This window comes from Leptolyngbya sp. DQ-M1 (assembly GCF_039962505.1).
Classification (GTDB): domain Bacteria; phylum Cyanobacteriota; class Cyanobacteriia; order Leptolyngbyales; family Leptolyngbyaceae; genus Leptolyngbya.
On the sequence record NZ_JAMPLJ010000010.1, the window covers coordinates 32,958 to 57,746 of the forward strand.

The following is a 24,789-nucleotide window of genomic DNA, read 5'->3' on the forward strand; positions in this document are numbered from 1 at the left end:
TTATGTCTATCTCACTTCGTGTCCGAAAAACAATTTTGCCGCTCATTGTTCGCAGCCTTGTACTTGGTAGTATTTTGCCGTTCATTACAGGGAACGTTGCCTTTGCACTTGCTCAGGCTGAAACTACGTTCTCGTTAGCAAATCGTTTAGGAGTCAGCCTGTTTCAAGCTTCGATCGTTCCTCCCCCCGGTCGAACCTTGAATGGAAAAATTATTGAATACGCTCACCAAGGGCTTGCGGAAGCAAAGTTACACAGTCAGCGGCTCTCCAATTTGGGTCTATCTGTTGGCCCTGATTCTCGTCTTGATGCGCTGATTTCCGAAACCACCCCAACTCATGGCGGCCTATACAACTCAAACTTTGGTGGCTTCTATTCTCGTGTCAATTCAGTCACTCAAGACTATCGTTCTCGTGTTTACCGTTATCCACGCTACGGCGCAGTGTTTGACTTTTCTTTGAATCTTGCGATCGCGGAAGGACAATCTTCCATTCCCGATCCAAACTCCCGCAGATATGCACGTGAAGCCTTATTGAATGCCGCAGCTTGGGCAAGACATAAAGACATTAGCGCCATTATCAATCCATCTCCCCTACTCGAAATTGCTCAAAGAATTTCTTCAGGCGCGAACCACATGGATGTTTACAACGAGATCGTGCGTTGGCGTGAAACTTATCAGGCACAACTTCGAGATACATCACAACTATAAGGTCTAACAAAACCACAGGGGGAATATTGCGTTCAACCTGTGCTGCTTAGTACGGAGCCATCTGATACGTTACAAAGCGGCAATAAGCTTCAGTAGAGTTCAACGACCGGGGAGGCCAGAGAGTGTAAAAGAAATGTCTCTCGCATCAGTCTTACAAGCTCTGCTGGGGGAGGTTGAACTCCTGAAAGATCCGCATGTCCTTATACGGGCAATATCAGCCCGTCTTGGATACAATCACCTGCTTGAAATTAGATGCTTACGGTAACTCACGCTCTCTTGAAGCCTGTTGTTATCAGTAATAATTGGCAAAATCTACTGTTAGGCTTGGACAAGACTAGGTTCAGAAGTAAGAGCTTGATCCCGACTAAATTAGTTCACGCAGGTTAGTGGAGACGATAAACGATGAAAGACAAACTTTCAGGTTTGGTAAGTACAGTGATTTCTTTAGGAGATTGTTTTCCGGTTCAATTCAGGGATACGTGCTTAGGTTCCTTGAGGCTCATCCTCCCTTTGACGGGTGGTTCACTGCTGATGTTAGGGTTAGCTCCTTTATTTACACCTCCTGCTCAAGCAGAATCACCTTATCGCTTTTACAGAGTCGATGGTCGTCCAGAGGTGTATCTTGTAGACGATCATTACTGGGATATTGATATTGAGCCAAATCCCAAACCTTCACGCAAGCCTCAAACAGTTTGTCATGTTCAAAATCCCTCGCAAATGGAGACGTTTGGCGGATTTGGACAAGTTCAAGTTGTTCGGGATAGAGCATTTATGCGCGGGCGTGTGTATCAGGGAGAATGCAGTTGGCTGAATGGGTTCTACAGACTTGCAAGTCGGGCAGAGATATATCGTCTTAATAATACTCATCTCTGTTGGGTGAGTAGCCCTGAGATGATGGAAACTTATGGCGGATTTGGACAAGTTATAGTCGTTGAGGACTCTTCAGATCTACTAGCAGGACGAAAAAATAGTGGTACCTGCGAATGGCCAAAGTGATGAGACACAGAAGGGCATGCTGCGTCAATACAGATCGAGTTCGCGTCAAGGTAATCCTAGATAAGTAAGGATGGCTGGTGTGGAGACAGTCTCTTTACAAATGATTCAGCAGTCGATTAATTCATCGTGGATTGAAGTGTGGCTCGGCTTGCGATTCGGTGGCTACCGACTAGAACGACGCGGCAGTGATTTTATGCTCGAGACATTTGGGTGCATTTGAGCAAAGCGGATGATAGGGTTCGGGCACGCTTTGCGTGAGCCGTAGGCAACGAAATAGATCTGGATCTCAATCTATTTCGACATCATCCTATGAAATGCGAATATAGCAAAGATCAGGGCTTCTCTGAGCGTAACAGTCCTAAAATCTTTAACTTCTGAAACCCGCTCAGGGTGAGGATTCTGAAAACCACAGAGAAAGCTAATGTGTATCTCTAAGGCGTTCATACAGTGATTGTGACATCTAAATGTGACAATACTGCTCTAGAGCAGCTAGACCTGGAGCGCCACTTCTGGAACACTTTCGTCATACACCAGTTCTAACGTTGGGGTTCACTCAAATCATCGTTTCGATGTTGAACGCTGGCTCAAGTTATGCTTTCAAAATGGCTCAGGTTATGCTTACAGTGACACGATCGCTGAATTTCACTTGGTCTAAGAGATGTAAAACCAGCAAAAGGCTGATGAACCAAGGGCTTTAAGGATTTCGCGCCGCTTTTTTGACTTGCCTTAATCAGGCGTAAGCGCTCTAAAATTTGCTTCCTGTCTGGGTTGCAGCAATTATTGGAATTTAAAGCATCAGCTGACCAATGAGCAGGCAGTGCCAATGTCAGGCTTAAAGCCTTATGCAATCCGTTGTCGATCGCAGGTCGCTTGATACGTGTGATCCAGATCGATCGGCAAACATAATCCACCTTTGAGAAACAGCGGCAGAATCGGTAGATCCGCGCCAATTCTCAGGGTTTCTTGCCAGAACTCCAGGTGAAATGTGTTGTCTGCTTCTGCCACTCGATAGGCGATCGTATACAGACCAGTGTCTAACAGCTCAACTTCTAGCCGCAATCGCTCCATCAATTCGTTATGCAGGTTGGCATTCAGTGTTGTGACGACATCCACCACAATCAATCCAATTCCCTGTTGCAAATACGTTTGGCATTTGGATATAAATGCATCGCGTGCGGCAGGACGGTCTTTGTTTGCAGGACTGACGAGTTCAATTGCCCCGACCAAAGTGGGTCCTGCTTCGATACTAAATACTTGCACTTCCACAACATCAGTGGTGGGTTGAAACGGTAACGTAGCGGTAGGTGCTTCAGGAACCCATCGGCTGATTTCAGGCTGACGAGTCGAATGAACTGGAATTTTTTCACTGAAGGTTGCGACATCGATCTCGATGCCAAACTGGGCGCTTGGTTCCGCAAAATAGCCCTCTGGCAACATTTCGTTCAAGGCTTCAGCCAAGTAGGTAGACCAGGCATTGTGAAAGCTGTGCCAGTGCCGTCTGGTGCTGAGCGGAGGACGAAAGTGATCGAGCAAGCTCATTAGCTGGAGTTGAGAAAAGCGTCTTTCTAAGATAACCCAATTGAACCGTTTCAGACTTCTACCGAACAGTGCCGAATCAGACCGATAGCCACTATTATTTTTTCAGTATCTGAATGCGGTCGCTCTCTAAATTGCCCCTAAAGCTCAATTCGCTATGCCAGAATCTGTTCCTGATCCTATCTTGATTGTTCGTACTGCGCTGGCTCAAGCACCCACACAGGCTCCTCCGCCTGCAACCGATTTAAGGGAATCTCGCATTGAGGAGTTTTTGATGGCGAAGTCGATCGCCCCCAACAGCAAGCGAGCCTATCGTCAGGATTTGAAAGCCTTCACCGATTGGACAAACGCACCCTGGGCGATGGTCAGTCCGCGTCTAGTGGCTCAGTTCAAAGAGCATCTGCTGCGCGAGAAGAGCGGTCAGCGAGTGCTATCTGATGCAAGTGTGCGACGAATCTTAGGCACGCTGAAAAACTTCTTTGGTTGGATGACACGATCACGCTACCTTGAATTTGACCCCACGCTCGAAATCGAGTTACCCAAGCTGCCAGAGCCAGAAGCAAGAAGTCTGCCGGATCAAGCGGTTGAGGAAATTCTGGCAGCCGCCCTCTCAGAAACCACATTGCCAGAACGCAATCTTGCAATTCTGTTGCTCTTGTTGCATGGACTGCGAGCGAGCGAGGTGTGCAATCTCAACCAGGAAGACTACGACGGAACACGATTACGAATTCGCAAAGCAAAAGCCGACAGCAAAGGAACTGTTCCGCTCAATCGAGAAGCAAGAGAAGTAATCGATCGCTATCTCGAATGGTGCAAAGCGCAGGGACAAGCGATGAGTCCTGACAGTCCGATGTTCGTCTCCTATTCGTCGCAAAATGCAGGAGCACGGCTGACGTATGGCGGCATTCGTACCCTTGTAGACAAGTTGCGTGAACGAACAGGAATTAATTTCACGTCGCACCAAGGAAGACATACCTTTGCGACGAATCACGTCTTGATGGGCATGAACCCGCACCACATCATGACGATTATGCGCCAGAAGAATCCGATCAATTTCCGTAGATACACCAAGGCAGCGGAACAAGCAGCAGCAGAGAGCGAGTTTTATAAGTTTGAGAACTGACCAACTGCAAAGATAAAGTGTGATTGTGTTTGGGAGTTGACATCAGGCATCTTTTCAAGTTGTTCTCAGACCGCTGATCGCTTTAAAGTTTTCCAAGTAATAACGACGATCGAGGCTTTCATCCCTCTCATAATCCCTTTGCTTCGCGAGTGAATTCGACCTTGAATGAGAGCGCAAACCTCATGCACTGAGAATGTGCCGTGAGCGTGTCGCTCTGAGCCAACTGAAGTGCAAACCATTTCTTTACAGATGCTTCAGCAGATGATCGATAACTTTTGAGCCAGCCTGAGCATCAGGCGCTCTAAAATTAAGCAAAGCTACTTCGTGCGTTAATCAGAAGATCGACTTAATTTCTTCCTCACCGAATGAATATCTCTGCTGCCCTCTCCACTTGGCAAACGCCACCCGAACCTATTGCTCAGATTCTCGCTACGCCCCAAATCCGATCGTACTAATCTCCCCGACACGACAGTGGCTAGTGGAATTAGAGCAACTAGAATTGTGTTCGATCTCCGAATTAGCTGAGTTGGGAATTGTGATCGTAGGATTTCGGATTGATTCAAAAACGTATAGTCCAGCTCGTCAAAGTTCTTACCGCAGAATGTGGATCAAGTCGCTGACAACGGGAATTCAGCAAGAGGTAGAGTTACCAGAAGATGCTCGAATTAATTACATCACTTGGTCGCCAGATGGACAGAAGATTGCCTTCACGCTGAAGCGATCGGATGGGTTGGAACTTTGGGCAATGGATCTCGCCACTGGAAAACCCTGGCAAGTGACACAGCCAATTTTGAATGCAACGTATGGAACGCCATATTGATGGCAATCGAACGAAGCGTTTTTGTGCAAGGTAGTTCCGGCTGATCGTCTGGAGCCGCCACAGCCTTCAATCGTTCCAACTGCACCCAGAATCGAAGAAAATTTAGGACGAAAGACACCTGCCCGGACTTACACCAATCTGCTCACGAATGCTCATGATGAAGCGTTGTTTGAGTACTATCTCACATCAGCCTTGGAGCGCGTTCACTTGACCGGAGAACGAGAACTGCTGGTTCCTCCGAGTTTTAATTGATGAAGCAAGACCTTCTCCAGATGGGCGATATATTCTCCTGACGACGCTGCATCAGCCGTTTTCTTACCAGGTTCCAGCAACACGATTTCCAAAAAAGATTCAAATCTTCGATGCAGCCGGAAAGATACTGCGAGAGCTGGCAGATTTGCCTTTAGATGATCAGCGATCGATCAAATTCGATGCGGTTCGACCCGGACTTAGAGGTATCAGTTGGCGCAGCGATCGTCCTGCAACACTCTTTTGGCTTGAAGCATTAGACGGCGGAGATCCGACACGCGATGTCTTTCATCGTGATGCTTGGATGACGTTAGAAGCTCCGTTCACAGGAGCGCCGCGAGAGATTTGGCGATCGCAGTATCGGTACCACCGCATTCGATGGGGTCGAGAAGATGTGGCATTGGCTTGGGAGCAGGAGTATGATTCTCGACGCATTCGATTGTGGCGAATTGCTCCGGATCAATCTCAACCCCCAATGCTGCTCGTCGATCGTAGCTTTGAAGATAAATATCAGGATGAGGGCTTGCCGTTGATGACACTCGGCAAATTTGATCGGCAGATCCTACTGTTTACACCAGATCATCAAAGCATCTATCTCAGTGGTCAAGGTGCTTCACCGCAAGGTGTTTATCCATTTCTCGATCGCATGACGCTTTCAACTGGAACTACCAAACGACTTTGGCAATGTCAAGATCCTTATCTCGAAAGTGTTCTAGCGGTGTTAGATGCAGATGCTCAAAGCTTTATCACGCGGCGGCAATCAAAAACAGAGCCACCGAATTATTTTCTCTACCGCGATCGACGGGTTGCGGCGTTAACCGATTATCCTGATCCAGCTCCTCAGTTCGCGGGCGTTCAAAAAGAATTGGTGCAGTATCAGCGATCAGACGGAGTTGATCTTTCAGCCAAGCTCTATCTGCCCGCATGCTATGATCTTCAGCGCGATGGACCGTTACCGATCGTCTTTTGGGTGTATCCCGCAGAATTCAAAAGTCGGGAAACCGCAGGGCAGATTACCACTTCAGACAACAATTTTAGTTGTCCAAGTCGGGCATCGGTGCTATTCCTGCTAACGCAAGGATACGCCGTGCTAAACGATCCGAAGTTACCGATTATCGGAGAAGGGAATGCTGAGCCGAACGATACTTATGTCGAGCAGTTAATTGCAGGTGCAGAAGCGGCGATCGACTATGTCGTCAGTCGAGGAGTGGCGACCCGCGATTGCATCGGAATTGGGGGACATTCTTACGGTGCGTTTACCACCGCAAATTTACTCGCTCATACACGGCTATTCAAAATGGGAATTGCCCGTAGTGGAGCTTATAACCGTACACTCACACCTTTTGGCTTTCAGGGTGAGCAGCGCAACTTTTGGGAGGCAACTGAAACTTATCAACGTATGGCTCCCTTTACCTATGCCGCGCAAATTGAAGTACCTTTACTCCTGATTCATGGTGAGCACGATAGTAATCCCGGAACTTATCCAATACAAACTGAGCGGCTATTTGAAGCACTGAAGGGACTAGGCGCAACGGTGCGGTGGGTGCAATTGCCGTTTGAGGATCATGGATATCGATCAAAAGAAGGAATCGGACATACGCTTTGGGAGATGGTGCGGTGGTGTAATTTGTATTTGAAAGCGCGAGATTGAGCGAACAAGAAACTTGTTTTGACTTACTTATTAGGTGTAGAAACCTAATCCGAAATCGTCACGAAGAACTGAATGACAAGAATCTCGAGTGCGAATACCGGTATTCGCACTTTACAAGTTCGGAAAAATTTGCAAAGAACGGATCGAATTTCGCGCTTTGCCAGTATCATCTATTGAAAAGACTTGAGCGGTAACTGTTCTGCTGTAAACCAGAAACCTTCGACAGCAAGAGCAAAAAGACCGCGCTTCAACAGAATTTAAGCATTGCTGTTTTCCAACTAATCCTATGCCTGCCTCAACCACGTCTCGGAAGAAAACAAAAGCTTCAGCCAGTTCACCTGCTACTCAAGCGACAATCACACCACTCTTGGTATCGATCCTCAATCAAAAAGGCGGTGTTGGAAAAACGACAATCGCGGTTAATCTGTCGTATGCTCTCGCACAGCGAGGTATCGAGACTATCTTGATTGATGGTGATCCAAACCGGAGTACCCTCGTTGGAGCAAGATCAATTGCTTATAGCGAAACGGTTCCCTTACGAGTCATGAGCGAAACTGCATCCGTTGGGCAAACGGGCAACTGTCGTCACTTCTTCGTTGATACCAAAGCCAGACCTGAGCCCATTGATCTCGAAGAGATTGTGCAGCGGTCAACTTTAATCTTGATCCCCAGTTCGACCAAGCAAGACGAACTGCGCGTGACTGGATCTACAGTAAAACTCTTAGATTCGGTAGGCAGTAAAAAGCATCGTGTGGTATTAAACCGAGTGCATCCGAACAATCGGGAGGAAACGCTTTCTAGCTTTAAAAAGGGGCTGAGAGCGCAAGGCATTCCGGTGTTTGAATCAGTGATTCGCGATTACGCAATTTATGATGAAGCGTTTGGTCGTGGCGTATCCGTCGGGCAGCTCCGAGGAAAAACCGCAGAAAAAGCATGGACAGATATTCAACAATTGCTAGAGGAGATTCTGAATGGCTAATCGGCTTGCAGCAGCACTGCAAAATATTGGTTCAATGATGCCCACAGCAGACCTCGACAACCTGCCTGCTCCAAAATCTGAATCAAATCGCAGTGAATCCGTTGTCCGACTGCGGGTTTCTGACATCGAAGTGAGTGATCGCGTTCGTCAATCACACGATGAAATTCTGATTCAGTCTTTTGTCAGGACATTTCGCAAATCTGGCTTTCGAGGAGTCCTCTGGGTACGTCCTACTCAGCAGGGACGTTACAAGCTGATTGCGGGAGGAACTCGTTATCTCGCGGCACAGCAAGCCAAGATTGAATGGGTAGATGCCTTAATTTTTGAGGTAGACGAAGGCGAAGCGCTGGATCTTGAACTTGAAGAGAATTTGAAACGACGGGATTTCAATGACTTAGAAACGGTTCATGGCATCCTGCGATCGCTAGAGCTTGAGTTATCTCTTCCCCGTGAACAAATCATCGCCCTATTCAACTGGAATTCTCGTAACCGTCAACCAGATGGAACGCATCGTCCTCCCCGAACTGATAGCGTTCTCGCCTCGATTCCACTCGATCAGCTTGAGATGCACTGGTCGATCGTAGAGCGCAAATTTGAGCGCTTAGGACGCTATAGCCCCGAAGGATTCCGAGCGAATTTTTTGCCCTTATTAAAACTTTCCCCTTCAATTCAAACCGCGATTATACAAGGAAAAATTGAAGGCTCAAAAGCACGATTGTTCTCCCGTATCACCGATGAAAAGACGCGGGATAAGCTGCTCGAACAAGCAATCGCGGGAGAGTGGTCGCGTGAGCAAATCGCCGAAACCGTCAAAGATTGGCGAGAACAGCATGACCCAAAACGAGCAGATCAAGAAGAATTAGAATTTTCGAGCCGCATCAAGTCTGTGTTGCAGCGTCTGTCAAAAACAGCGTTAACAGGACGATCGCGCGCTAAAGCGGAAAGACTGCTGAAGGAGTTAGAGTCACTACTGGAATCTTAGTGGAAATTGATGTGCATCATAGGGGAATTACTGTCTTGAGATGAGCGCTACAATTAGCCCAAAGTTTACTGGAGCTAAGTCCCTGACTGAATCAAAATTTCCTTGGTATGGTGAAGCGTAGGCGGAAGCAAACAGGCACTCAAATTGGCGTGATTTCTGACACGCATGGCTTGCTGCGTCCGGAGGCAGTCGAAGCACTGATAAATTCCGCTCTCATTCTCCATGCGGGAGATATTGGTAAGCCAGAAATCCTGGAAGAACTCGGTACTATTGCTCCGGTGGTTGCGATACGCGGTAATAATGACACTGAAGCATGGGCACAGACTATTCCAGAATCAAAGACAATTGCTATTGATCAAGTTTCAATTCACTTAATCCACATCCTCAAGAATCTCAAGCTAGAACCAAAATTTGAGAACATTCGCGTTGTCATTAGCGGGCACTCGCACAAGCCCAGCGTCGAAGTTCGGGAAGGAGTGCTGTTCATAAATCCAGGAAGCGCAGGACCAAGACGATTTAAGTTGCCAGTCTCTGTCGCCCGTTTAGTCGTTCAGGAGACAACCGTTCACGCGGAAATTATCTATCTGTTGGAAAGTGAGAATACTGGTATTCGCGCTTCTAGTTAAGCAGCATGGTTGTGTCGCAAAAATGGTAGGGTGTGAAGACCCAATTTTCTCTAGCTTTGCTCTCAATGGCGACTGACTCCCTGTTCAAATGGCACCACTTCTTGCCTGAAATCATCTTGCTGAATGTGCGCTGGTACTGTCGTTACTCTTTGAGCTACCGAGATTTAGAGGAGATGATGGCGGAGCGAGGTGTCGCCGTGGATCATTCCACGATTAATCGCGCTCGTTTTGAAATTTGCTCCAGAACTGGATAAACGCATTCGTCCCTTCTTAAATCCAACCAACGATTCAGGGAGGGTGGACGAAACGTACATCGAGATCAAAGCGATTCTCTTCAATAATCTTTTTCCGAAGCTCCACATGCGCCCGACTCGACCCAAACAGCACCCCATCGGGCACAATCACCGCACACCGTCCCCCCATTTCCAGCACCCGCAAAATCAGATGCAGAAACAGCAACTCTGTTTTCTTCACCTTCGAGGGCAGCTTCTCATGAATATCCGACTCGTCCATCTTGCCCTTAAACGGCGGATTCATCAGCACCACATCCAGCGATCGCTCATCGTCAAACCCTTTAGAGAGCGTATCCTTATAAAAAAGTCGCGGTCGCTGAATTCCGTGCAGCATCAAATTCATCGAGCCAATTCGCAGCATCGTCATGCCCGAATCATTGTCATAAGCCGTAAATGCTTTTGTCTGCAAAAACTGCCGCTCCTCATCCGACAAGCGATCTCCCACTAAATGCTGATAGCCCTTCTCGTCATACAAAATCTCCGGACTCGTATACTTCTCCAGAATGTACTCATAGGCGTTCACCAAAAAGCCACAAGTCCCTGTCACTGTCGCGACCCGGAAATGGTCTTGACATTTAATACTCACTCTCGCCCGCGCCATAATCTTTAGTACAAAGGCGAATAAAAGCGGATGCGCCTCTTTAGCTTGGTAGAAATCCGAGGCGGCGATGAAACTGAAACGGGTTTCAGCGTGAGAGCGTGGAAGCAAGATTTTTACCAACATAGCGGCTTTTTAGCTTTCCATCTTCGCGCCAGTAGACATACCAATATGGTCCGTGCAGTTCTCCATTCGCGCCTGCACACTTGCACTTTGCCTTTCCACAGCGCACTTGTTCTAACTGATAGAGCCGATTATCAATCCACTGCACCTCAATCACTTCCCGCCCCTTTCAAGAGGCTGGCGCAATTGTCTCTGTTTGCTCCTCTAACTCCTGAATCACCTTCTCAAATTCACGCTGCAATTTCTTTGCCTGCTTTAATGTAAGCTTGCAGAAAGCTGCGCGAATTTGAGAGAGGGATAGATGCTGCGATATAAATCTTATGTACAAAAAATGCTTCTTATGTACACTCGTCAATTTGTATTACATAAGAAACTAACGAGTGTACATAAGAAGCATTTGATTATTGTAGAACGATCGCAGTCCCCAATCGCGCCCAGTTTGTTAGCTCTTTTCTTATGTACAGCACAATATCGGCTTGTACATAAGAAATCTAGGATTGCTATAAATCCTTTGTTTCAGCTTTCTTCTGCTTTACAGCCGCAAGATTCAAGGTGAATTTGCTTGACGCATTTAACATAGTTCTAGCTGATTGCTGTTTTAAAGCAGCTAGAACTATTTTGCAGCAGATTACACTGCACCGTTTGATCGCTCACTCCATCTCAAGCTTCATATTCTAAAGTTGCGAATTTCAGCCTAAACGTACAGCTAGAACCTACACGAAGTCTGCTAATGCTCCAGTTTTTCTTGTGTACGAATCGGAATATTGAGGTCATACATAAGACTATTTGAGGCAGCGACTCACTATCGGTCCGCTCTCAGAAGCCGCGATCGCACTCGATATAAATCTACATTTCCCCGTTCTGCTTCAGCCCTCGCAGTTCTGCTTGCAGCATTGCAATCTCATTTTTCAAATCTGCATAGGTCTGAAGATGTTCGTACCCATCCAGTGTCACTGCCTCAAAATCGAGAAACTGTGCCAGCGCTAACTCGATTACCTGGTTCGGGGTCAACCCATTGGCAACTCCGTAGTCGCGAATCGCCGACACGACCTGAGTATCGAGCAGATCCGTCAATTCAACATCCGCAGGAATTGTAAACGATCGCACTGCCACCATAGCTGCCATCTCCGCAAGCGAGTAGACTTTCCGATTAAACTCTGGTCTTAACGTAAAAATGACGAGAGCTTCCATTACTTCTAATAATGGCAGATAATTTCCAGAAATGGAAACGACCGCAATCCGCACATCAGGCGCAGCATAGCCTGCAAAAAATAGATCGACAAACACTTCGTGTCGTGCTTTAAAGCGTTTCCGAATGTTCGTACTCTTGCCAACATACAGCACTCGTCCGTCTCGATGCTTGAAGGCGTATAAACCAGGAGTCGCTGGGAGGTTATGCCCGTCTCGGCTCCCTTCGTAACATGACTCAAACGCGATGCAATTGAAAGAGTAGCAGACTTGTGAGACTTTTTTCTGCGCGATCGTCAGCGCACCAGAAAGTTTATCAGGCAATGAAGGATGAGTCACTCGAAGTTTTGCAATTGAGGATTGGGAAGCTACTGGTTGACTAGAAGAACTCACTTCTAAGCCATAGTTTCTGAATATTCAAGTGTACTATTTACTATTGTCGCATGGGGAAGCCGCTCAACTGCATTCGATTTTAACGTTTGGTGAACTACCAGACACCGACCGCTAGGCGGTACGGAGCTGGCTTCCCAATTCATCAGCAATTGCCTCTGCGGTCGTAGACTTGCGCCCATACCGCTTTGGTCTTACATTGCCTCCAAGGGCAGAAGCGCTGGTTCCCAACGCCAAAATCCGCAAGCCTTCATTTCTGATATTAATTGCCGCATTCACATCTCTGTCATGATGCACCTTGCAATGCGGACAGAGGAATGAGCGGACTGAGAGATCCATCTTTGGAATCGGTAGCAGCGTTGCATTGCAGAGATGTGAGGACGGGAAGAATCGACTGATTTCGAGGTAGATCTTACCGTCTTGCTCTGCTTTGTACTTCAGCATGGTCTGAAACATCCCCCAACCCGCATCGCTGATAGATTTGGCTAGGTTGTGATTCTTGACCATGTTTTTCACTGCTAGATCTTCCACCACAATCACTTGGTTTTCGTTCACTATCTTGCGGGATAGCTTGTGCAGGAAGTCTTCTCTCACTCTTGAGATTTTGCTATGCACTTTCGCGAGTGCAAGCTTAGCTTTACGCCGTTTATTGATCGTCTTGTCTCTTTTACGAGCAAGCTTTCTTTGCTTCCGTTTCAGGTTGCACTCATGCTTCTTGAGATGTTTCGGATTGTTGAATTTAGAGCCGTCAGAAGTCACGGCAAAATCAATCAATCCCAAGTCAATCCCAACGGCTTTACCCTCACTGCTTGATTCTTGCTTGGTTGTCCCATCGTCAAACAGCAATGACGCATAGTACCGACCATCCGGCATTTTCGACACGGTAACAGTCTTGAGTTTTCCAACACAATCCCGATGAATCTTTGCTTTCATCGTTCCAAGCTTGCCAGGGAATTTAATCTCAGACTCGCCCAGAATTTTGACATTTGCTGGATACTGAATCGACTGCCGACCATACCGATTTTTAAAGGTGGGATAACCTGTCCGACCATCAAAGAAGTTGCCGAACGCCGTCCCCAAGTTCAAAACAGATTGCTGCAAACATTGGGAATAGCACTCAGAAAGCCACTCATACTCTTTCTTCCAAACGGGAAGCAGCTTCTTCATATCCATTGCTGAAACACCACGTCCTGTCTGTTTGTACGTTTGAGACATGATGGCAAGTGACTGATTCCAAACCCATCTGCAACACCCGAACGCCTGAGCAAGATGAACTTGCTGGGCATCAGTTGGATAGATTCGGACTTTGACCGCTTTTAGCATGAATAATTAGAGTGGATTGATAATCACTCTAATGTAGTTTGAGTACCTGTGTTCGCTTCGTTTTTGGGAGATTGGCGGTTCCTCATCGATGCCAAGTCCTCGTACAGCTACGCTGCACATTGTTCAAAGCATCAACTCGTCAACGCCCTGGCTCTCATCCCGACGCTCCCCTTCGGGAGAGCGCGGGGCTTCCCGCCGAATTAGCTAAAGCGCTGTGATTCTTGTTTTTTCTTTCGATTGCAGCCTCTTAGAGATCATTTAACGACAGCGATCGTAAGGAGATGTATTCATTTGCTTTTAGGGTGCATTGCGCCGTAAATTACGTCAATAGTGAATTATATGCACCCTAAATCGATTGCAAGCTTTCATCTAGCCTTTACTTTTCCTAAATAGAAGGAATGATGGGTATCCCCTGACCGAAACCGCAAATAAGCATAAGGACCACAATTGTTGATCATTTTCAATTCAATACTTCCTCTAGAGCCGCGTGCCCCCGTTTTTAGGACTTTCTCTTCTCGCTTCACGTCCCACTCATCAGGCTCTGCTGTCAAGCGTTGCGCTTCTTCAGTGATCAATACGTCTAGTGCCTCGCGCAAGTACTTCATTTCTTCCAAGCCAAGTGAGTAGCAGTCTTGAAGGATGCTTTCTACGGTAGGGTTATCCTGTTTGCGCCTTTTTCGAGACATATTAAAGTTTTAATTTAGGGTGCGATTAAGAGTGAAATTGTTGCTCCAGCAAGGAGAATGTCCCCTAAAAAACAAATTTGCTCGAACGATTTAGGGTGCATAACTCTGGATATATTGAGAGTTCAAGAAGCTAATGCACCCTAAAAAGAAATCAGTAGATTTCTTTGAAAAGCTCATAATTCCAGCAGAACTCGAATTTGTGTTTGATGTTTTGGCTGGATAACGCGCTCACCTTTAATCCAGCGGGTAATCAGAGAGCGATCGACTCCCAACTCTTTTGCCAATTTTGCTTTAGACCATCCTTTTGCATCTAGTGCGATCGCAAGTTCCGCACCTGTAAGCTCTGGAATTCGTTCTAATAGATTGTCTGAAGCAGTTGGCAAGTCCGCAGTGCGTTGAGAATTGGACGCTCGAACTGAGCCTAACTTCTCCTGAATCAGAACGGTAGGCTTAATAATCACGATCGCTTTGAGCCAAAGCGTTAACCAATTCCGAGGGCGAGTTCGCGTCGGCTCAGACTCATCTGTCAAACTCCATTCTGGGCGAATACACTCAGGGTAAGTCTCATTGTCAAATTCAATCTGCCAGCCTAATTCGTGTAGCGTTAGAAGTGCGTTGTCCCATTGTGCAATCAATGCACTCCGGCGCTGTTTACTCTGCTGAACGACTGTCATCAGCTCTTTTGGTTCTAAGCGCTCCAGCAATGTTCCAACTTCGTACCGTCCATCTTGCCGAATCCGGCTCATGATTGTTAGAAAGATTGCCAGCTTAGACGCTAGCCGTTGACGATATGGATTGATTTGTAGTGTACTCTTCGCCAAATACCCATACTGGCAAAGGGCGTTCTTTCCACTCAAATCCCTAGAGTTCAGAAACTTCTCCGTCCAACTGCCAGGGCGAACTTTAATATACAACTCATCTGGATCACCCGCTTCGTAGCTCAGAGCGCTAGGATTCTTGGCATCGACGGTAAGTGCAAGTTGCCCTGAATATTCTAATTCTTCAAGCAGCCACATCGCGCCCCTAGCTACGTTATATCGATTCGCTCCAACATTGATGTTGTTAATCAACACCGATAAGCTACAAACCAACTCTACCAAGTTGCCAATTTTTTTTAGTTTTTGCCCTAGTGTGATGTCTGTTCGCTTGTCCCATCCAAACAAACGGATCAAGTCTGTTCCTTTTAATCGAATTTGCTGCTCCCAGGGTTTTTCTGAGTCAGTCGCATAGGAAGAGAAAATGAGAAGGACATAGGCTGCTTCTGGTCCAAACTGCTGAATAATTTCCCAGGCTGCTTTGCCTGGCACTAATTCTATCTGTTGGTTCGATGGGCTTTGACGCACGATGTTGTGCTGAATGAATCCTTCACCGACTAGTTTCTTCCAGTATGGATATTCTCCGTCTTCCCATTGATTATTAATTAGTGCTTGTGCGCCAGTCAAAATGGGATACCCTGTGGCAACTCGTTCAATTTCATGGTCCTTAAAGAGTGCGGGATCAGTTATTGAAGTGTCAGGAGATCGAATTCCCAATAGTTTCTCAAGGTCTTCGATCGAGAACGACGACCAATCTAAATGTCTAAGCCATTCGCTAGCAGTATAAAAGGCACAGGCACTAATCACGACTGATTCACGCCAAGCCTCTTCTTCCGGTAGTGCTGAATCAGCTTCTACAGATAAAACGCCCGGAATCGAGCAGTCCACTGGCATTCGTGACTCTACTGCCCATTGCTCAAGTCGAACCGTAATCCAATGCGCTGTTTGCTCCCAAAACGAGGCTTGCTTCAAAACAGATTTGAATAGCTTCTCCAACCGAGTAATGGATTGCTTTTGCAATGCGCCAATTTTTTCGGTTTCATTGTAGAGATTGATAAGTTCTGAGTCGCCTTTTACTTGCGACCGAAGTTGTCGCAATCGGTACTGATTAATCCCCGTTGCAACGTGAACCAAAATCAGGTTTAAGAAGGACTTACCAGAACGCAATTTTTCCGCATACTGATGCACTCGCTCAGATGAAATCATGCTATGAGCATCATTTGTTACATCCTCTATTTCTCCTGAGACGGAACCCTGCGGAATGTCTTTATGAAGCTCTTGTTCTGACACAGATTGCAAAGCAGAACCGTCCTTGTCCGGTCTTGCTGACTTAGATTGAGACGATTTAGTGTTTCTTTGCTTCACTGCGCTCACCAGCATGATTCGATTTGCCAATAGCATTTGAGAACTCGAATCAGTATACCTGTAGAGACCACAGCACAGGATTATGACATTCGCGCTGTCAACAAAACCATCTTGTCAACAACGGTCCTGTCAGTCTACAAATTCTGAGCTAAAGGCAGGACAATGCTTTACTCAACTGAGGCGTTAGAGTTGCCGTTGACAACATTTCTAGAATCACATGACTAATTTTCTAGAATGCGGTGACTTGAGGGCGAAGATTACTTTGCCTTAAACCTTGATTTACCTTAAGTGAAGCCAATTACGGTCAACACGCTCGCGCTATAACCAGTCGCTTGTTGAACAATTTCTTTATAAAACTTCACAACTTCAGTTTTGTTGACAATGTTGACTTAAGTTCTAGAATCGCTTGACCAAAATGCAGAACAATTAGAATATGCAGCCAAATGACGATTCGCTGGAAAAATTAATGACGTGCTTGACTATGAGCATTTTTCACAGTGTTGACAATGTTGACTGAGATTCTAGAATCATTTGACCAATGCACTAAAGCTATATCTATTGCAAGGTGTTGCCAATGTTGACAGAAGTTCTAGAATTTAATGACGAACTTGTAATAAGCCACATTTTGCTGCTCTAGGATCATAAGACGTGATTTTTAGCGATCGCAAATGTAGATTCTAGGATCGATTGACCTACCATTTCCCAAACTCAACGGTGGGTTAGGATTGCAGCCAATGTTGACAAACTAAGAAGGGTTGCGCGATCGAGACTGTTGACAAGCCGAAAGCCGAATTCTGCTCGTGTTATACAGATCGGATTCTAGTATCTTCGACCGAGTGTGTTTAGTACATCGCTTTTGGTGACTTCACACTCACTCACTACTGGGCTATGGCAACAAAACATTTCGCGCTTGAAAGCGTGCGTGAGTGGACTGATGAGTTTCTCGCGCTTTTTCCACATCGTTACGATTATATTTGGGCAGAACTTCCTTGTGTTGGCGCAGAAGTCAACTGGCAAACTGAGTCTCGCCATCCTTTAGGAGATCGTCTCATTCGTCAGGGCGGATATCTCTATGGTGTTCGCTTCGGTGCAGAAACACAGTACTGTCTGATTGATATCGATGCTGGCAGCCCATACCATCCGAAACGTGACCCGTTCGCAATTGGTCGAATCGCTGCTGCATTAGAACCGCTTGGGTTAGTCGAATCCATCGTCTGCACATCTAGCTACAGCGGAGGATTACATCTCTATTTTCCATTTCCGCAAGCTCACAGTAGTTGGCAATTAGCGATTGCCGTCGCGACTCTGCTCGAAAACTCTGGCTTCAAGATCGTTCCCGGACAGCTCGAAACCTTTCCGAACCCTAAGCCTTATGTTGCGAACGGAACACCAAGCCTGTTCAATGCTCACCGCCTGCCGCTGCAAGTCGGGTCGTATTTGTTGAACGCGGAATTTCAGCCCATTTGGAGCACACAGCAGACTTTTGTTGAATATTGGCACTTTGCTCAACGCCGGAATTCACTGGACACTCAACTGCTCAAGCGAATTCTCAAGCAAGCAAAACGACGATTGTTTCGAGTCTCTGGTAAAGCGGAGAAGTTTATCAATGATTTGAATGCAGAAATCGAACTCGGTTGGACTGACTATGGTCAAACCAATCGCTTGCTGGGGCGCATTACGATGAGAGCGTACATTTTTCATCACGTTCTCTCCGGTGGTCAACCGTTAGTCGGAAGTGCTCTAGTTGAAGAGATTGTTGAAACCGCGAAGTCACTGCCGGGATATGAGGAGTTTTGCCGTCACCAGCATGAGATTAACCATCGAGCCGAAGAATGGGCAAGGTGCATTCAATCAAGTCACTATTTTCATTACGGGGATCAGAAAGGAAAGTTTAAGGCAAAGTCTGAAGAATTAGAAAGCGCAATCGATCAAGCTCCGTCTTGGAACCAACAGCAATCAGAATCAGCACGAGATCGGATTAGAAGTGCGATCGCTGATCTCTTAGAAAAAGGAATTCTTCCCAGTCAATCAACACAAAGATTCAAAGCATTACTTCAATATCGAATCGGGGGAGGATCGTTGTATCGTCATCGAGATCTTTGGCATCCTCAATTTCTCATGAGCGATTCTCTAGGTAATCTACAGCAATTAGAGCCAGAGAAAAGCTCTCAGAATATTACAAGCTTATTACAGGGCGAAGGCGGTAATTCTGTTTCTAGCAATGATTCTAGCGATTCTGAACTTCAGGTTTGTGCGACTACAGGCGGTAATTCTTCTGTTAATCAAGGTTCTTGCCCTAACCCGGTAAGTAACAACATTGAGGATTCACTTGAAGCTCAAGCACAGCAAGAAGCGTGTGAAGAAGCAATTCAACTCGCGATCGAGCATCAGCTTCAATCCAGTTTGTCGAGTCAGACAGGAGCTGAGCAAATGCAGCGATATCTTAACTCTGGTGATCCCATTCTGATTGCCGAAGCGATGGCATGGAAACGAGTGGATGAACTGCGAGCGCCTCAAGTGCAATTCTCCCCATTTGTTAGTCAATCGGAGCGCTCATTGTTATTTGCCGAGATCGAATTGCAAACTGCCCGATTAGGCTGGTCGGTTGAGCAAATCGATTGGATGCTCTGGCAGCACTTCAGCGAAACCTGTCTCACGATGCTGAGTGATTTAGAACTGCGACAGTGGCTCAATTGGCTCAGTCACACCGCTTCCACTGAGATGAATCGCAATTAGGAGAACTAAATGCTCACGCTGTCCCAATTTTCCTACGGATTGGCTTCTGTGCTGATCGACTGCTCAATTACAACCGAAATGTCTTTTTGTTGCGTTGACAATTTACTCTCCTTGTTCAAAAGTGATGGCTAAGCGCCCTGACGTCGATAAACTTCGGACTGCATTCGGACATCTCACTCTGGCGCAGGCAAAACAGCTTTATGCCGAATTGGGCGACATAGTACGATCGCTTGAGCAACAATCAGTGCATTCAGAAGCGGTTACTGCAAAAGGACGCGAAGTGATTGAAACACAGCGGAGCGACGATCCTAACGGTATCGGCGGAGCCGCGCGACTGTATCAGTTGGAGCTAGTTCGGTGTGGGAAAGCAGGATGTAAGTGTGCAGGAATCGATGGAGAGTTACATGGACCGTATTGGTATGCTTACTGGCGCGAGAATGGCAAGCTGAAGAGCCGGTATGTCGGCAAGCGATTTAGACAGATTTAGTGGAGATTCTGATTACCTAATCTCAACGCGATCAAGGAAATTCTTATGTAAAGTGCTTATTTCTTATGTACAAATTTACCATTGAAACTCATCTTTCGTACATAAGAATCGATCTGACTTACATAAGAAAACTTTCAATTGAAGTAAGAGGTGCGACAATTGAGGCAACACTCATTCTCTAACTCGACATGGCTGATGCGAAAGGGTTCGGTGTCAAATCCACCGCCAATCGGACAACGAATCAAGCAAGAAATCGTCAAACTTGGGAAGGAATGCCGCAGCTTGATCTTGAAACTCGCAGCCAGCTTTGGCAGGCAGGATTACTCGATCTCAAATTGCCGATTGGATTCAAGCCGCGATCGCTCACTCAGGACGAGAAATACTGGCTTGACCGTGCTGCCGCTGTCGAATACATTCCGCCTGAACAACAGGGACAGCAGGCGATCTTTTACACCTCACCACCTCCAGCATTTGATCTAAGTGAAGCCGATTGGTATCTTCGTCCCAATGACTACTGGAATGCTGCTCCGATTCAACTATCAGAGATGGTAATAAAGTTTCCGGCACAGTTATTTCAGCGGTCTGCTTCAGGTCAACCGCCTGCTTTTTATCCTGATCGCACTCCTGAATACACTCTTGAACAAGAAGCAATCATGCGATCGATCTTCCGCGAAACCGTCCGCCTTGGCTGGTCATTGCCTCAGTACAAATGGTTCGTGATGCACCACTTGCAAAAAACGACAGCACAAGTAACGTATAGCGAAGCCGTTCAGTTACTCACGAACTTGCAACAGATAGAGAACGAGAGCGATTGATTGTTGAGTTTTGTGGATCAAGAGTGGCAGCCAAAGAAGCACTACAATTGTCACCCTCAGAGGCAAGACGCTTGATTGTTAGCAAGCGTCTTCCTAATTCTTGTGCATATCGCATCAACTTCTGCATCACTCTGTTTACGCTTCGGTTAAGACAGCCTTATTGATTCTTATTGCCGCGACTACGATTGACATAAGCACGATCGCTCGTCCCTTTGCTTTAAAACCAGTTCTATGTGGAAACGTTTGCCCTAGACGCTGTCAAATGTGGCAAGATCGGCTACAGGTTGCTTGCGCTTGAGCATGGATACTGAGGAACTCGTTGGTAGCATTGAGACAATCGTCTTTACATCCGCCGAAACTGGATTTACGGTAGCGCGATTTCAAACAACGGCTGAGGAAACGGTGACGATCGTGGGTAACTTTGCTGCACTCAACCAGGGACAATCGCTCATTCTCAAGGGCACTTGGCGGACTCATCCCCGGTATGGTTCTCAGTTTCAAGTGGAGCAATATCGCGAAGACATTCCCAACACGATCGCAGGCATCGAGGTCTACTTAGGTAGCGGCATGATTCGCGGCATTGGTCCTGCGATGGCGAAACGGATTGTGGAGCGCTTCGGACTCGACACACTTACGATTCTCGATACAGAAATTGGGCGACTGATCGAAGTGAAAGGGATTGCTCAAGCGAAACTGTCGCAGATTCGCTCTGCCTGGATGGGACAGCGGCAGATTCATACCGTCATGATGTTTCTGCAAACTTACGGCATTGGGAAAAGTCAAGCAATTCGAGTGCTGAAGCACTATGGCGAAGACGCGATCTCGATTGTTTCCAACAATCCGTTTCAGCTTGCTGCCGAGATTCGCGGCATCGGGTTTCACTCGGCGGATGGCATTGCCACTCAATTAGGCATTGCCCCTGACTCCGAGTATCGCTACCGCAGCGCGATTCTGCACGGATTGCGAGAAGCCGGACGCGAAGGACATTGTTTTTTGCCGCATGCCGCGATTGTCGAACGAGCGGTGCGGCTCCTTGCCCGTCCCGACTATCGCCCACAGCCAGATTTAATCGAACAGCAGCTTGGATGGCTCGTTGCGGCTGAGGAATTACGAGTTGAAGAAAGCCGCAAGTATCCAGGGCGGTTGGGCTATTATCTACCTGCTTTCTACCGGGCAGAAACGGTGATCGCGTCCCGGCTCAAACTGCGGCTGGATCACTCTACGAGCGTGGACGGCGACTTTGTACAAACGTGGATGGAGCAGTATTGTGAAGCTTCAGATCTGCCATTATCGATCGAACAACGCGAAGCGGTGATACTGGCAGCATCAGAGCGAGTGGTGATTCTCACTGGAGGTCCAGGCGTGGGCAAATCTCACACAGTTCGTGCGATCGTCGAACTGTGGGAAGCGATGGGAAAGCGAGTTGCTCTAGCGTCTCCGACCGGACGAGCTGCACGAAGACTGTCGGAGTTGAGTGGGCGAGAAGCTTCCACGCTGCACCGAGTGCTTGAATACGAACCAAGAAGCGGCTACTTTGGGCGGGATGAAACGCGACCCATTCCTGCAGACTGTGTTGTCGTCGATGAGTTTTCGATGGCAGATTTGTTTTTAGCTCACGCACTAATTAAAGCTGTTTCCATTCAGTCTCAGCTCCTCATCGTTGGCGATGTCGATCAACTCCCCAGTGTGGGACCCGGAGCAGTCCTTCGAGAGTTGATTGCGTCAGAACAAGTGCCGGTGGTGCGGTTAACTCAAGTGTGGCGACAAGCTCAAAGTTCTGCAATTATTCGTCAGGCGCATGCCATCAACCGAGGTGAACTTTTGGAGATGGAGCGCCTTTCCGCATCGATACAATCGGACTGCATTTGGGTGCCGTCCTACTCTCCGCAGCATGGCATCGATTGTATTCGTCAGCTGATTTGTGCAACGCTTCCTCAACTCGGGTGGGATGCGTTTAACGATGTGCAGATTCTCTGTCCGATGATCAAAGGCGAAATTGGCACAAAAGCGATCAACACGATGATGCAAGACCTCTTGAATCCGTCAAAGTGTCAAATGCTAGAAGTGCAGTCTGAGGAACTGAAGTTTAGAGTGGGTGATCGTGTCATTCAGCTTGAGAATGACTATGAGCGCGAAGTGATGAACGGCGAATTAGGGGTGATTGAAGCTTATGATGCTGAAGCACAGGTGTTAGGTGTTCAGTTCGAGGACCATTGGGTGGACTATCACCGTAGCGAATGGGACCAGATGACATTGGCATACAGTATTACTGGACACAAGGCACAAGGCTCTGAATTCCCAGTGACGATCGTACCTTTGTTTATGCAAAACGCAGTGATGCTGAGTCGTCCGTGGCTTTATACGACGCTGACTCGCGCCAAGCACTTGGCGATTTTGGTGGGACAATCGCAAGCACTGCGTTATGCGGTCACTCAATGTCGTGATCAACGGCGGTATACACTCTTGAGTCAGCGGTTGCAGGAACACGCAGCGGTCACTGGGATGAGTGAGTCGTGAGAGTAGTGCCATTACTCTTCATCCTTGATGAAATAGCACTACCAGAAAGTGAGCCAGAAGATTGGTCCTGCACTTTCTGGTCGCTTCGTTCGGTGATCGACAAAAAGCCAAGATGAGCGCAAGCCCAAAACATTTTGTCCCGCTTGAGCATCAGCATAAATTACTTGCTTCTTGTCGGTGAACAGTTCGATCGACAAGAAATCTCGCTTGTATTCTTGTCTGTGTAAGCTCAGACCGACAAGAAACAGTGAGTGAACATCTACTTGCCGAACGGGAACGCCTGCTGGCTCTCATGACCCAAATCAGAAACTCCGGCGCTGTCGCTCCCGCAAATGTCTGGATCAGCCCCAACTTTCAGAACAAAGGCGGCAAAATCTATGAATATTACAAACTCACTAGCACCAACCCGGAAGTAAAGCATCAAGGCTTGGGGAAGATTGGCAGTGAAAAATATCGCGATTGGCTGGCGAGAATCCAGCGACGAAACTGGATCGTTGAACTCGAACAACAACTCTCGATGCTGCAAGCCTTAATTGATCGACAAGCCACGATCGTTTTAGATCTTCCTCAAGCCGAGTCTGATTAAGAATCAAGCTGAAAATAGTTATTCCTGTTGCCGTTCTGGATGAATGTAGCGGTAGTACGTTGACTGCGAGATTTTCAAGGTTCGGCACACATCTTCAACGGTTTGTGTGGGATCGGCTGCCAACGTCTGACCAATCCGAATTTGTTGCGGCGTTAGGGAGCGCTTGCGTCCTCCTTTTTTCCCTTTGGCTCTCGCACGCTTTAGACCAATTTGCGTCTTCTCAGTCACGACCTGCTGCTCGGAGTTGACTAATACCCGCAGTACCCGTAGCATTTCTGCCGCATCGTAGCGCTGCGTGTCTAAATCCTCTTCCAAGCTTCTGAACGTGATTCCGAGATCGTGCAATTCAATCATCCACTCGAATAGCTGCTTGAGCGATTTGCCAACTCGATCCAATCGCCACACGACGAGGACATCACCGGGACGGGCATAAGCGATTGCTTCATCGAGTCGGGGCTGTTTTGCTCCTGGCTCAGTGGTGATGTCCGTGAAAATGAGATCGCACCCTGCCTGATTCAGAGTGTCAGTTTGCGGGTCTAGCGTTTGGTCATCAGGCGAAATTCGTCTGTAGCCAATCAACATGCACCATGATTTGTAATCTTCTTTAACATTCTTCCGTAATTAAAATCGCTAACCGGAAAACTAGAATTATCATTTTGATAGTAGTTGTGAAACCCACCTTCAAAACTCTAGGAACTAGAAAGCGATTGAAATATTGATTCTCAAAAGCTCCCCTTTTTGAGAGACAGAAATACTAAAAAGAACGGCGAATTTCAATATAAAAATAATCTTAAGAAATTCACTGATTCAGAAATATAGCTCCTTAGTGATTGGTTTCATCAATCACAACTACGTAGAAGAGAATCACTTAGCTATATAGAAATAAAATTCAGTAGCATACGAGCTATCCATCGTTTTGCGTGATCGTAAGAATTTATAGTCAAGGAGTTAGAAAGCTTACGATATCGGGCTTTTATCTCTCGATTTTGGTTCTCGTGCACTGCAAATTCTCATTCACATAGACGAATTCAAGCCGAAGAAGAATATAAATTCCCTGATCCGTAATCTCCCCACCTAATGTTCGTCAACCCTTTCTCAATAAACACAGTAGCCCTGTACCATTTCAACTTTTAAACTTTGTCGAGAGCTTGAACGATCCGCTTAAGATACTTTTGTCTCGAATTTCAGAAGACTTGCA

The 24,789-nt window shown here is 46.9% G+C and carries 23 protein-coding genes and 1 pseudogene; 16 read left to right on the forward strand and 8 right to left on the reverse strand.

What is annotated here, in order from left to right:
* Positions 1–2: 2 nt before the first annotated feature.
* The 3 genes from NC981_RS22315 to NC981_RS22325 all read left to right on the forward strand — a co-directional run bounded on the left by NC981_RS22315 (position 3) and on the right by NC981_RS22325 (position 1,923).
* Positions 3–707, forward strand: a complete 705-nt coding sequence (locus NC981_RS22315; RefSeq protein WP_348244912.1) for a hypothetical protein — start codon at positions 3–5, stop codon at positions 705–707.
* A gap of 402 nt (positions 708–1,109) precedes the next feature.
* On the forward strand, positions 1,110–1,703 hold the full coding sequence (locus NC981_RS22320) for a hypothetical protein (RefSeq protein ID WP_348244913.1): 594 nt from the start codon (positions 1,110–1,112) through the stop codon (positions 1,701–1,703).
* Positions 1,704–1,782: 79 nt separating this feature from the next.
* A complete protein-coding gene (locus tag NC981_RS22325; protein WP_348244914.1) occupies positions 1,783–1,923 on the forward strand; it encodes a hypothetical protein in 141 nt (46 codons plus the stop codon).
* A gap of 620 nt (positions 1,924–2,543) precedes the next feature.
* Here the strand turns inward: NC981_RS22325 and NC981_RS22330 are convergent.
* Positions 2,544–3,242, reverse strand: a complete 699-nt coding sequence (locus tag NC981_RS22330; RefSeq protein ID WP_348244915.1) for a DUF4058 family protein — start codon at positions 3,240–3,242, stop codon at positions 2,544–2,546.
* A 154-nt stretch (positions 3,243–3,396) separates the two neighbouring features.
* Here NC981_RS22330 and NC981_RS22335 point away from each other — a divergent pair, with 154 nt between their 5' ends.
* The 8 genes and pseudogenes from NC981_RS22335 to NC981_RS22370 form a co-directional block, all read left to right on the forward strand.
* Positions 3,397–4,362, forward strand: coding sequence for a tyrosine-type recombinase/integrase (locus NC981_RS22335; RefSeq protein ID WP_348244916.1), 966 nt, complete (start codon positions 3,397–3,399; stop codon positions 4,360–4,362).
* 391 nt (positions 4,363–4,753) lie between these two features.
* Complete coding sequence (locus tag NC981_RS22340; protein ID WP_348244917.1) at positions 4,754–5,182, forward strand: DPP IV N-terminal domain-containing protein; 429 nt, start codon at positions 4,754–4,756, stop codon at positions 5,180–5,182.
* Between the two features lie 21 nt (positions 5,183–5,203).
* Positions 5,204–5,434: a hypothetical protein gene (locus NC981_RS22345; RefSeq protein ID WP_348244918.1), complete on the forward strand. Its 231-nt coding sequence runs from the start codon at positions 5,204–5,206 to the stop codon at positions 5,432–5,434.
* Between the two features lie 145 nt (positions 5,435–5,579).
* Positions 5,580–7,082 (forward strand): prolyl oligopeptidase family serine peptidase, encoded by a 1,503-nt coding sequence (locus NC981_RS22350; RefSeq protein WP_348244919.1) that lies wholly within the window; start codon positions 5,580–5,582, stop codon positions 7,080–7,082.
* 286 nt (positions 7,083–7,368) lie between these two features.
* The gene (locus NC981_RS22355; RefSeq protein ID WP_190379189.1) at positions 7,369–8,061 is read left to right on the forward strand and encodes a ParA family protein; all 693 of its coding nucleotides are present in this window, start codon (positions 7,369–7,371) and stop codon (positions 8,059–8,061) included.
* Positions 8,054–9,043 carry a ParB/RepB/Spo0J family partition protein gene (locus NC981_RS22360; protein ID WP_190379190.1) on the forward strand — a complete coding sequence of 330 codons (990 nt, stop codon included), beginning with the start codon at positions 8,054–8,056 and terminating at the stop codon, positions 9,041–9,043. Before NC981_RS22355 ends, NC981_RS22360 begins: the two co-directional genes overlap by 8 nt.
* A 107-nt stretch (positions 9,044–9,150) precedes the next feature.
* Entirely contained in the window at positions 9,151–9,669 is a 519-nt protein-coding gene (locus NC981_RS22365; RefSeq protein ID WP_190379191.1) for a metallophosphoesterase family protein, read from the forward strand.
* Between the two features lie 65 nt (positions 9,670–9,734).
* A pseudogene (locus NC981_RS22370) lies at positions 9,735–9,993 on the forward strand (IS6 family transposase); the annotation flags it as partial.
* Here NC981_RS22370 and NC981_RS22375 read toward each other — a convergent pair.
* The 6 genes from NC981_RS22375 to NC981_RS22400 all read right to left on the reverse strand — a co-directional run bounded on the left by NC981_RS22375 (position 9,958) and on the right by NC981_RS22400 (position 16,486).
* Positions 9,958–10,686, reverse strand: a complete 729-nt coding sequence (locus NC981_RS22375; RefSeq protein ID WP_348244920.1) for an N-6 DNA methylase — start codon at positions 10,684–10,686, stop codon at positions 9,958–9,960. The pseudogene NC981_RS22370 and the gene NC981_RS22375 sit on opposite strands and share 36 nt — an antisense overlap.
* On the reverse strand, positions 10,649–10,831 hold the full coding sequence (locus NC981_RS22380) for a DUF6788 family protein (RefSeq protein ID WP_190379192.1): 183 nt from the start codon (positions 10,829–10,831) through the stop codon (positions 10,649–10,651). The genes NC981_RS22375 and NC981_RS22380 overlap by 38 nt, the downstream gene beginning before the upstream one ends.
* A 698-nt stretch (positions 10,832–11,529) precedes the next feature.
* Complete coding sequence (locus tag NC981_RS22385) at positions 11,530–12,210, reverse strand: hypothetical protein (RefSeq protein WP_190379193.1); 681 nt, start codon at positions 12,208–12,210, stop codon at positions 11,530–11,532.
* 165 nt (positions 12,211–12,375) lie between these two features.
* Positions 12,376–13,584, reverse strand: coding sequence for an RNA-guided endonuclease TnpB family protein (locus NC981_RS22390; protein ID WP_348244921.1), 1,209 nt, complete (start codon positions 13,582–13,584; stop codon positions 12,376–12,378).
* Positions 13,585–13,949: 365 nt separating this feature from the next.
* Positions 13,950–14,189, reverse strand: coding sequence for a hypothetical protein (locus NC981_RS22395; RefSeq protein ID WP_348244922.1), 240 nt, complete (start codon positions 14,187–14,189; stop codon positions 13,950–13,952).
* Positions 14,190–14,443: 254 nt separating this feature from the next.
* Positions 14,444–16,486, reverse strand: coding sequence for a helix-turn-helix transcriptional regulator (locus NC981_RS22400; protein ID WP_348244923.1), 2,043 nt, complete (start codon positions 16,484–16,486; stop codon positions 14,444–14,446).
* A gap of 852 nt (positions 16,487–17,338) precedes the next feature.
* On the opposite strand from NC981_RS22400, the gene NC981_RS22405 reads away from it, so the two are divergent.
* The 5 genes from NC981_RS22405 (at position 17,339) to NC981_RS22425 (ending at position 23,591) form a co-directional block, all read left to right on the forward strand.
* Positions 17,339–19,186 (forward strand): hypothetical protein, encoded by a 1,848-nt coding sequence (locus tag NC981_RS22405; protein WP_348244924.1) that lies wholly within the window; start codon positions 17,339–17,341, stop codon positions 19,184–19,186.
* Between the two features lie 124 nt (positions 19,187–19,310).
* Positions 19,311–19,673 (forward strand): DUF6788 family protein, encoded by a 363-nt coding sequence (locus NC981_RS22410; protein ID WP_348244925.1) that lies wholly within the window; start codon positions 19,311–19,313, stop codon positions 19,671–19,673.
* A gap of 188 nt (positions 19,674–19,861) precedes the next feature.
* Positions 19,862–20,488, forward strand: a complete 627-nt coding sequence (locus NC981_RS22415; protein ID WP_348244926.1) for a hypothetical protein — start codon at positions 19,862–19,864, stop codon at positions 20,486–20,488.
* Between the two features lie 300 nt (positions 20,489–20,788).
* Positions 20,789–23,005 carry an ATP-dependent RecD-like DNA helicase gene (locus tag NC981_RS22420; protein ID WP_348244927.1) on the forward strand — a complete coding sequence of 739 codons (2,217 nt, stop codon included), beginning with the start codon at positions 20,789–20,791 and terminating at the stop codon, positions 23,003–23,005.
* Positions 23,006–23,252: 247 nt separating this feature from the next.
* Positions 23,253–23,591, forward strand: coding sequence for a hypothetical protein (locus NC981_RS22425; RefSeq protein ID WP_348244928.1), 339 nt, complete (start codon positions 23,253–23,255; stop codon positions 23,589–23,591).
* An 18-nt stretch (positions 23,592–23,609) separates the two neighbouring features.
* Here NC981_RS22425 and NC981_RS22430 read toward each other — a convergent pair whose 3' ends face one another.
* Positions 23,610–24,173, reverse strand: coding sequence for a recombinase family protein (locus tag NC981_RS22430; RefSeq protein ID WP_348244929.1), 564 nt, complete (start codon positions 24,171–24,173; stop codon positions 23,610–23,612).
* Positions 24,174–24,789 lie beyond the last annotated feature (616 nt).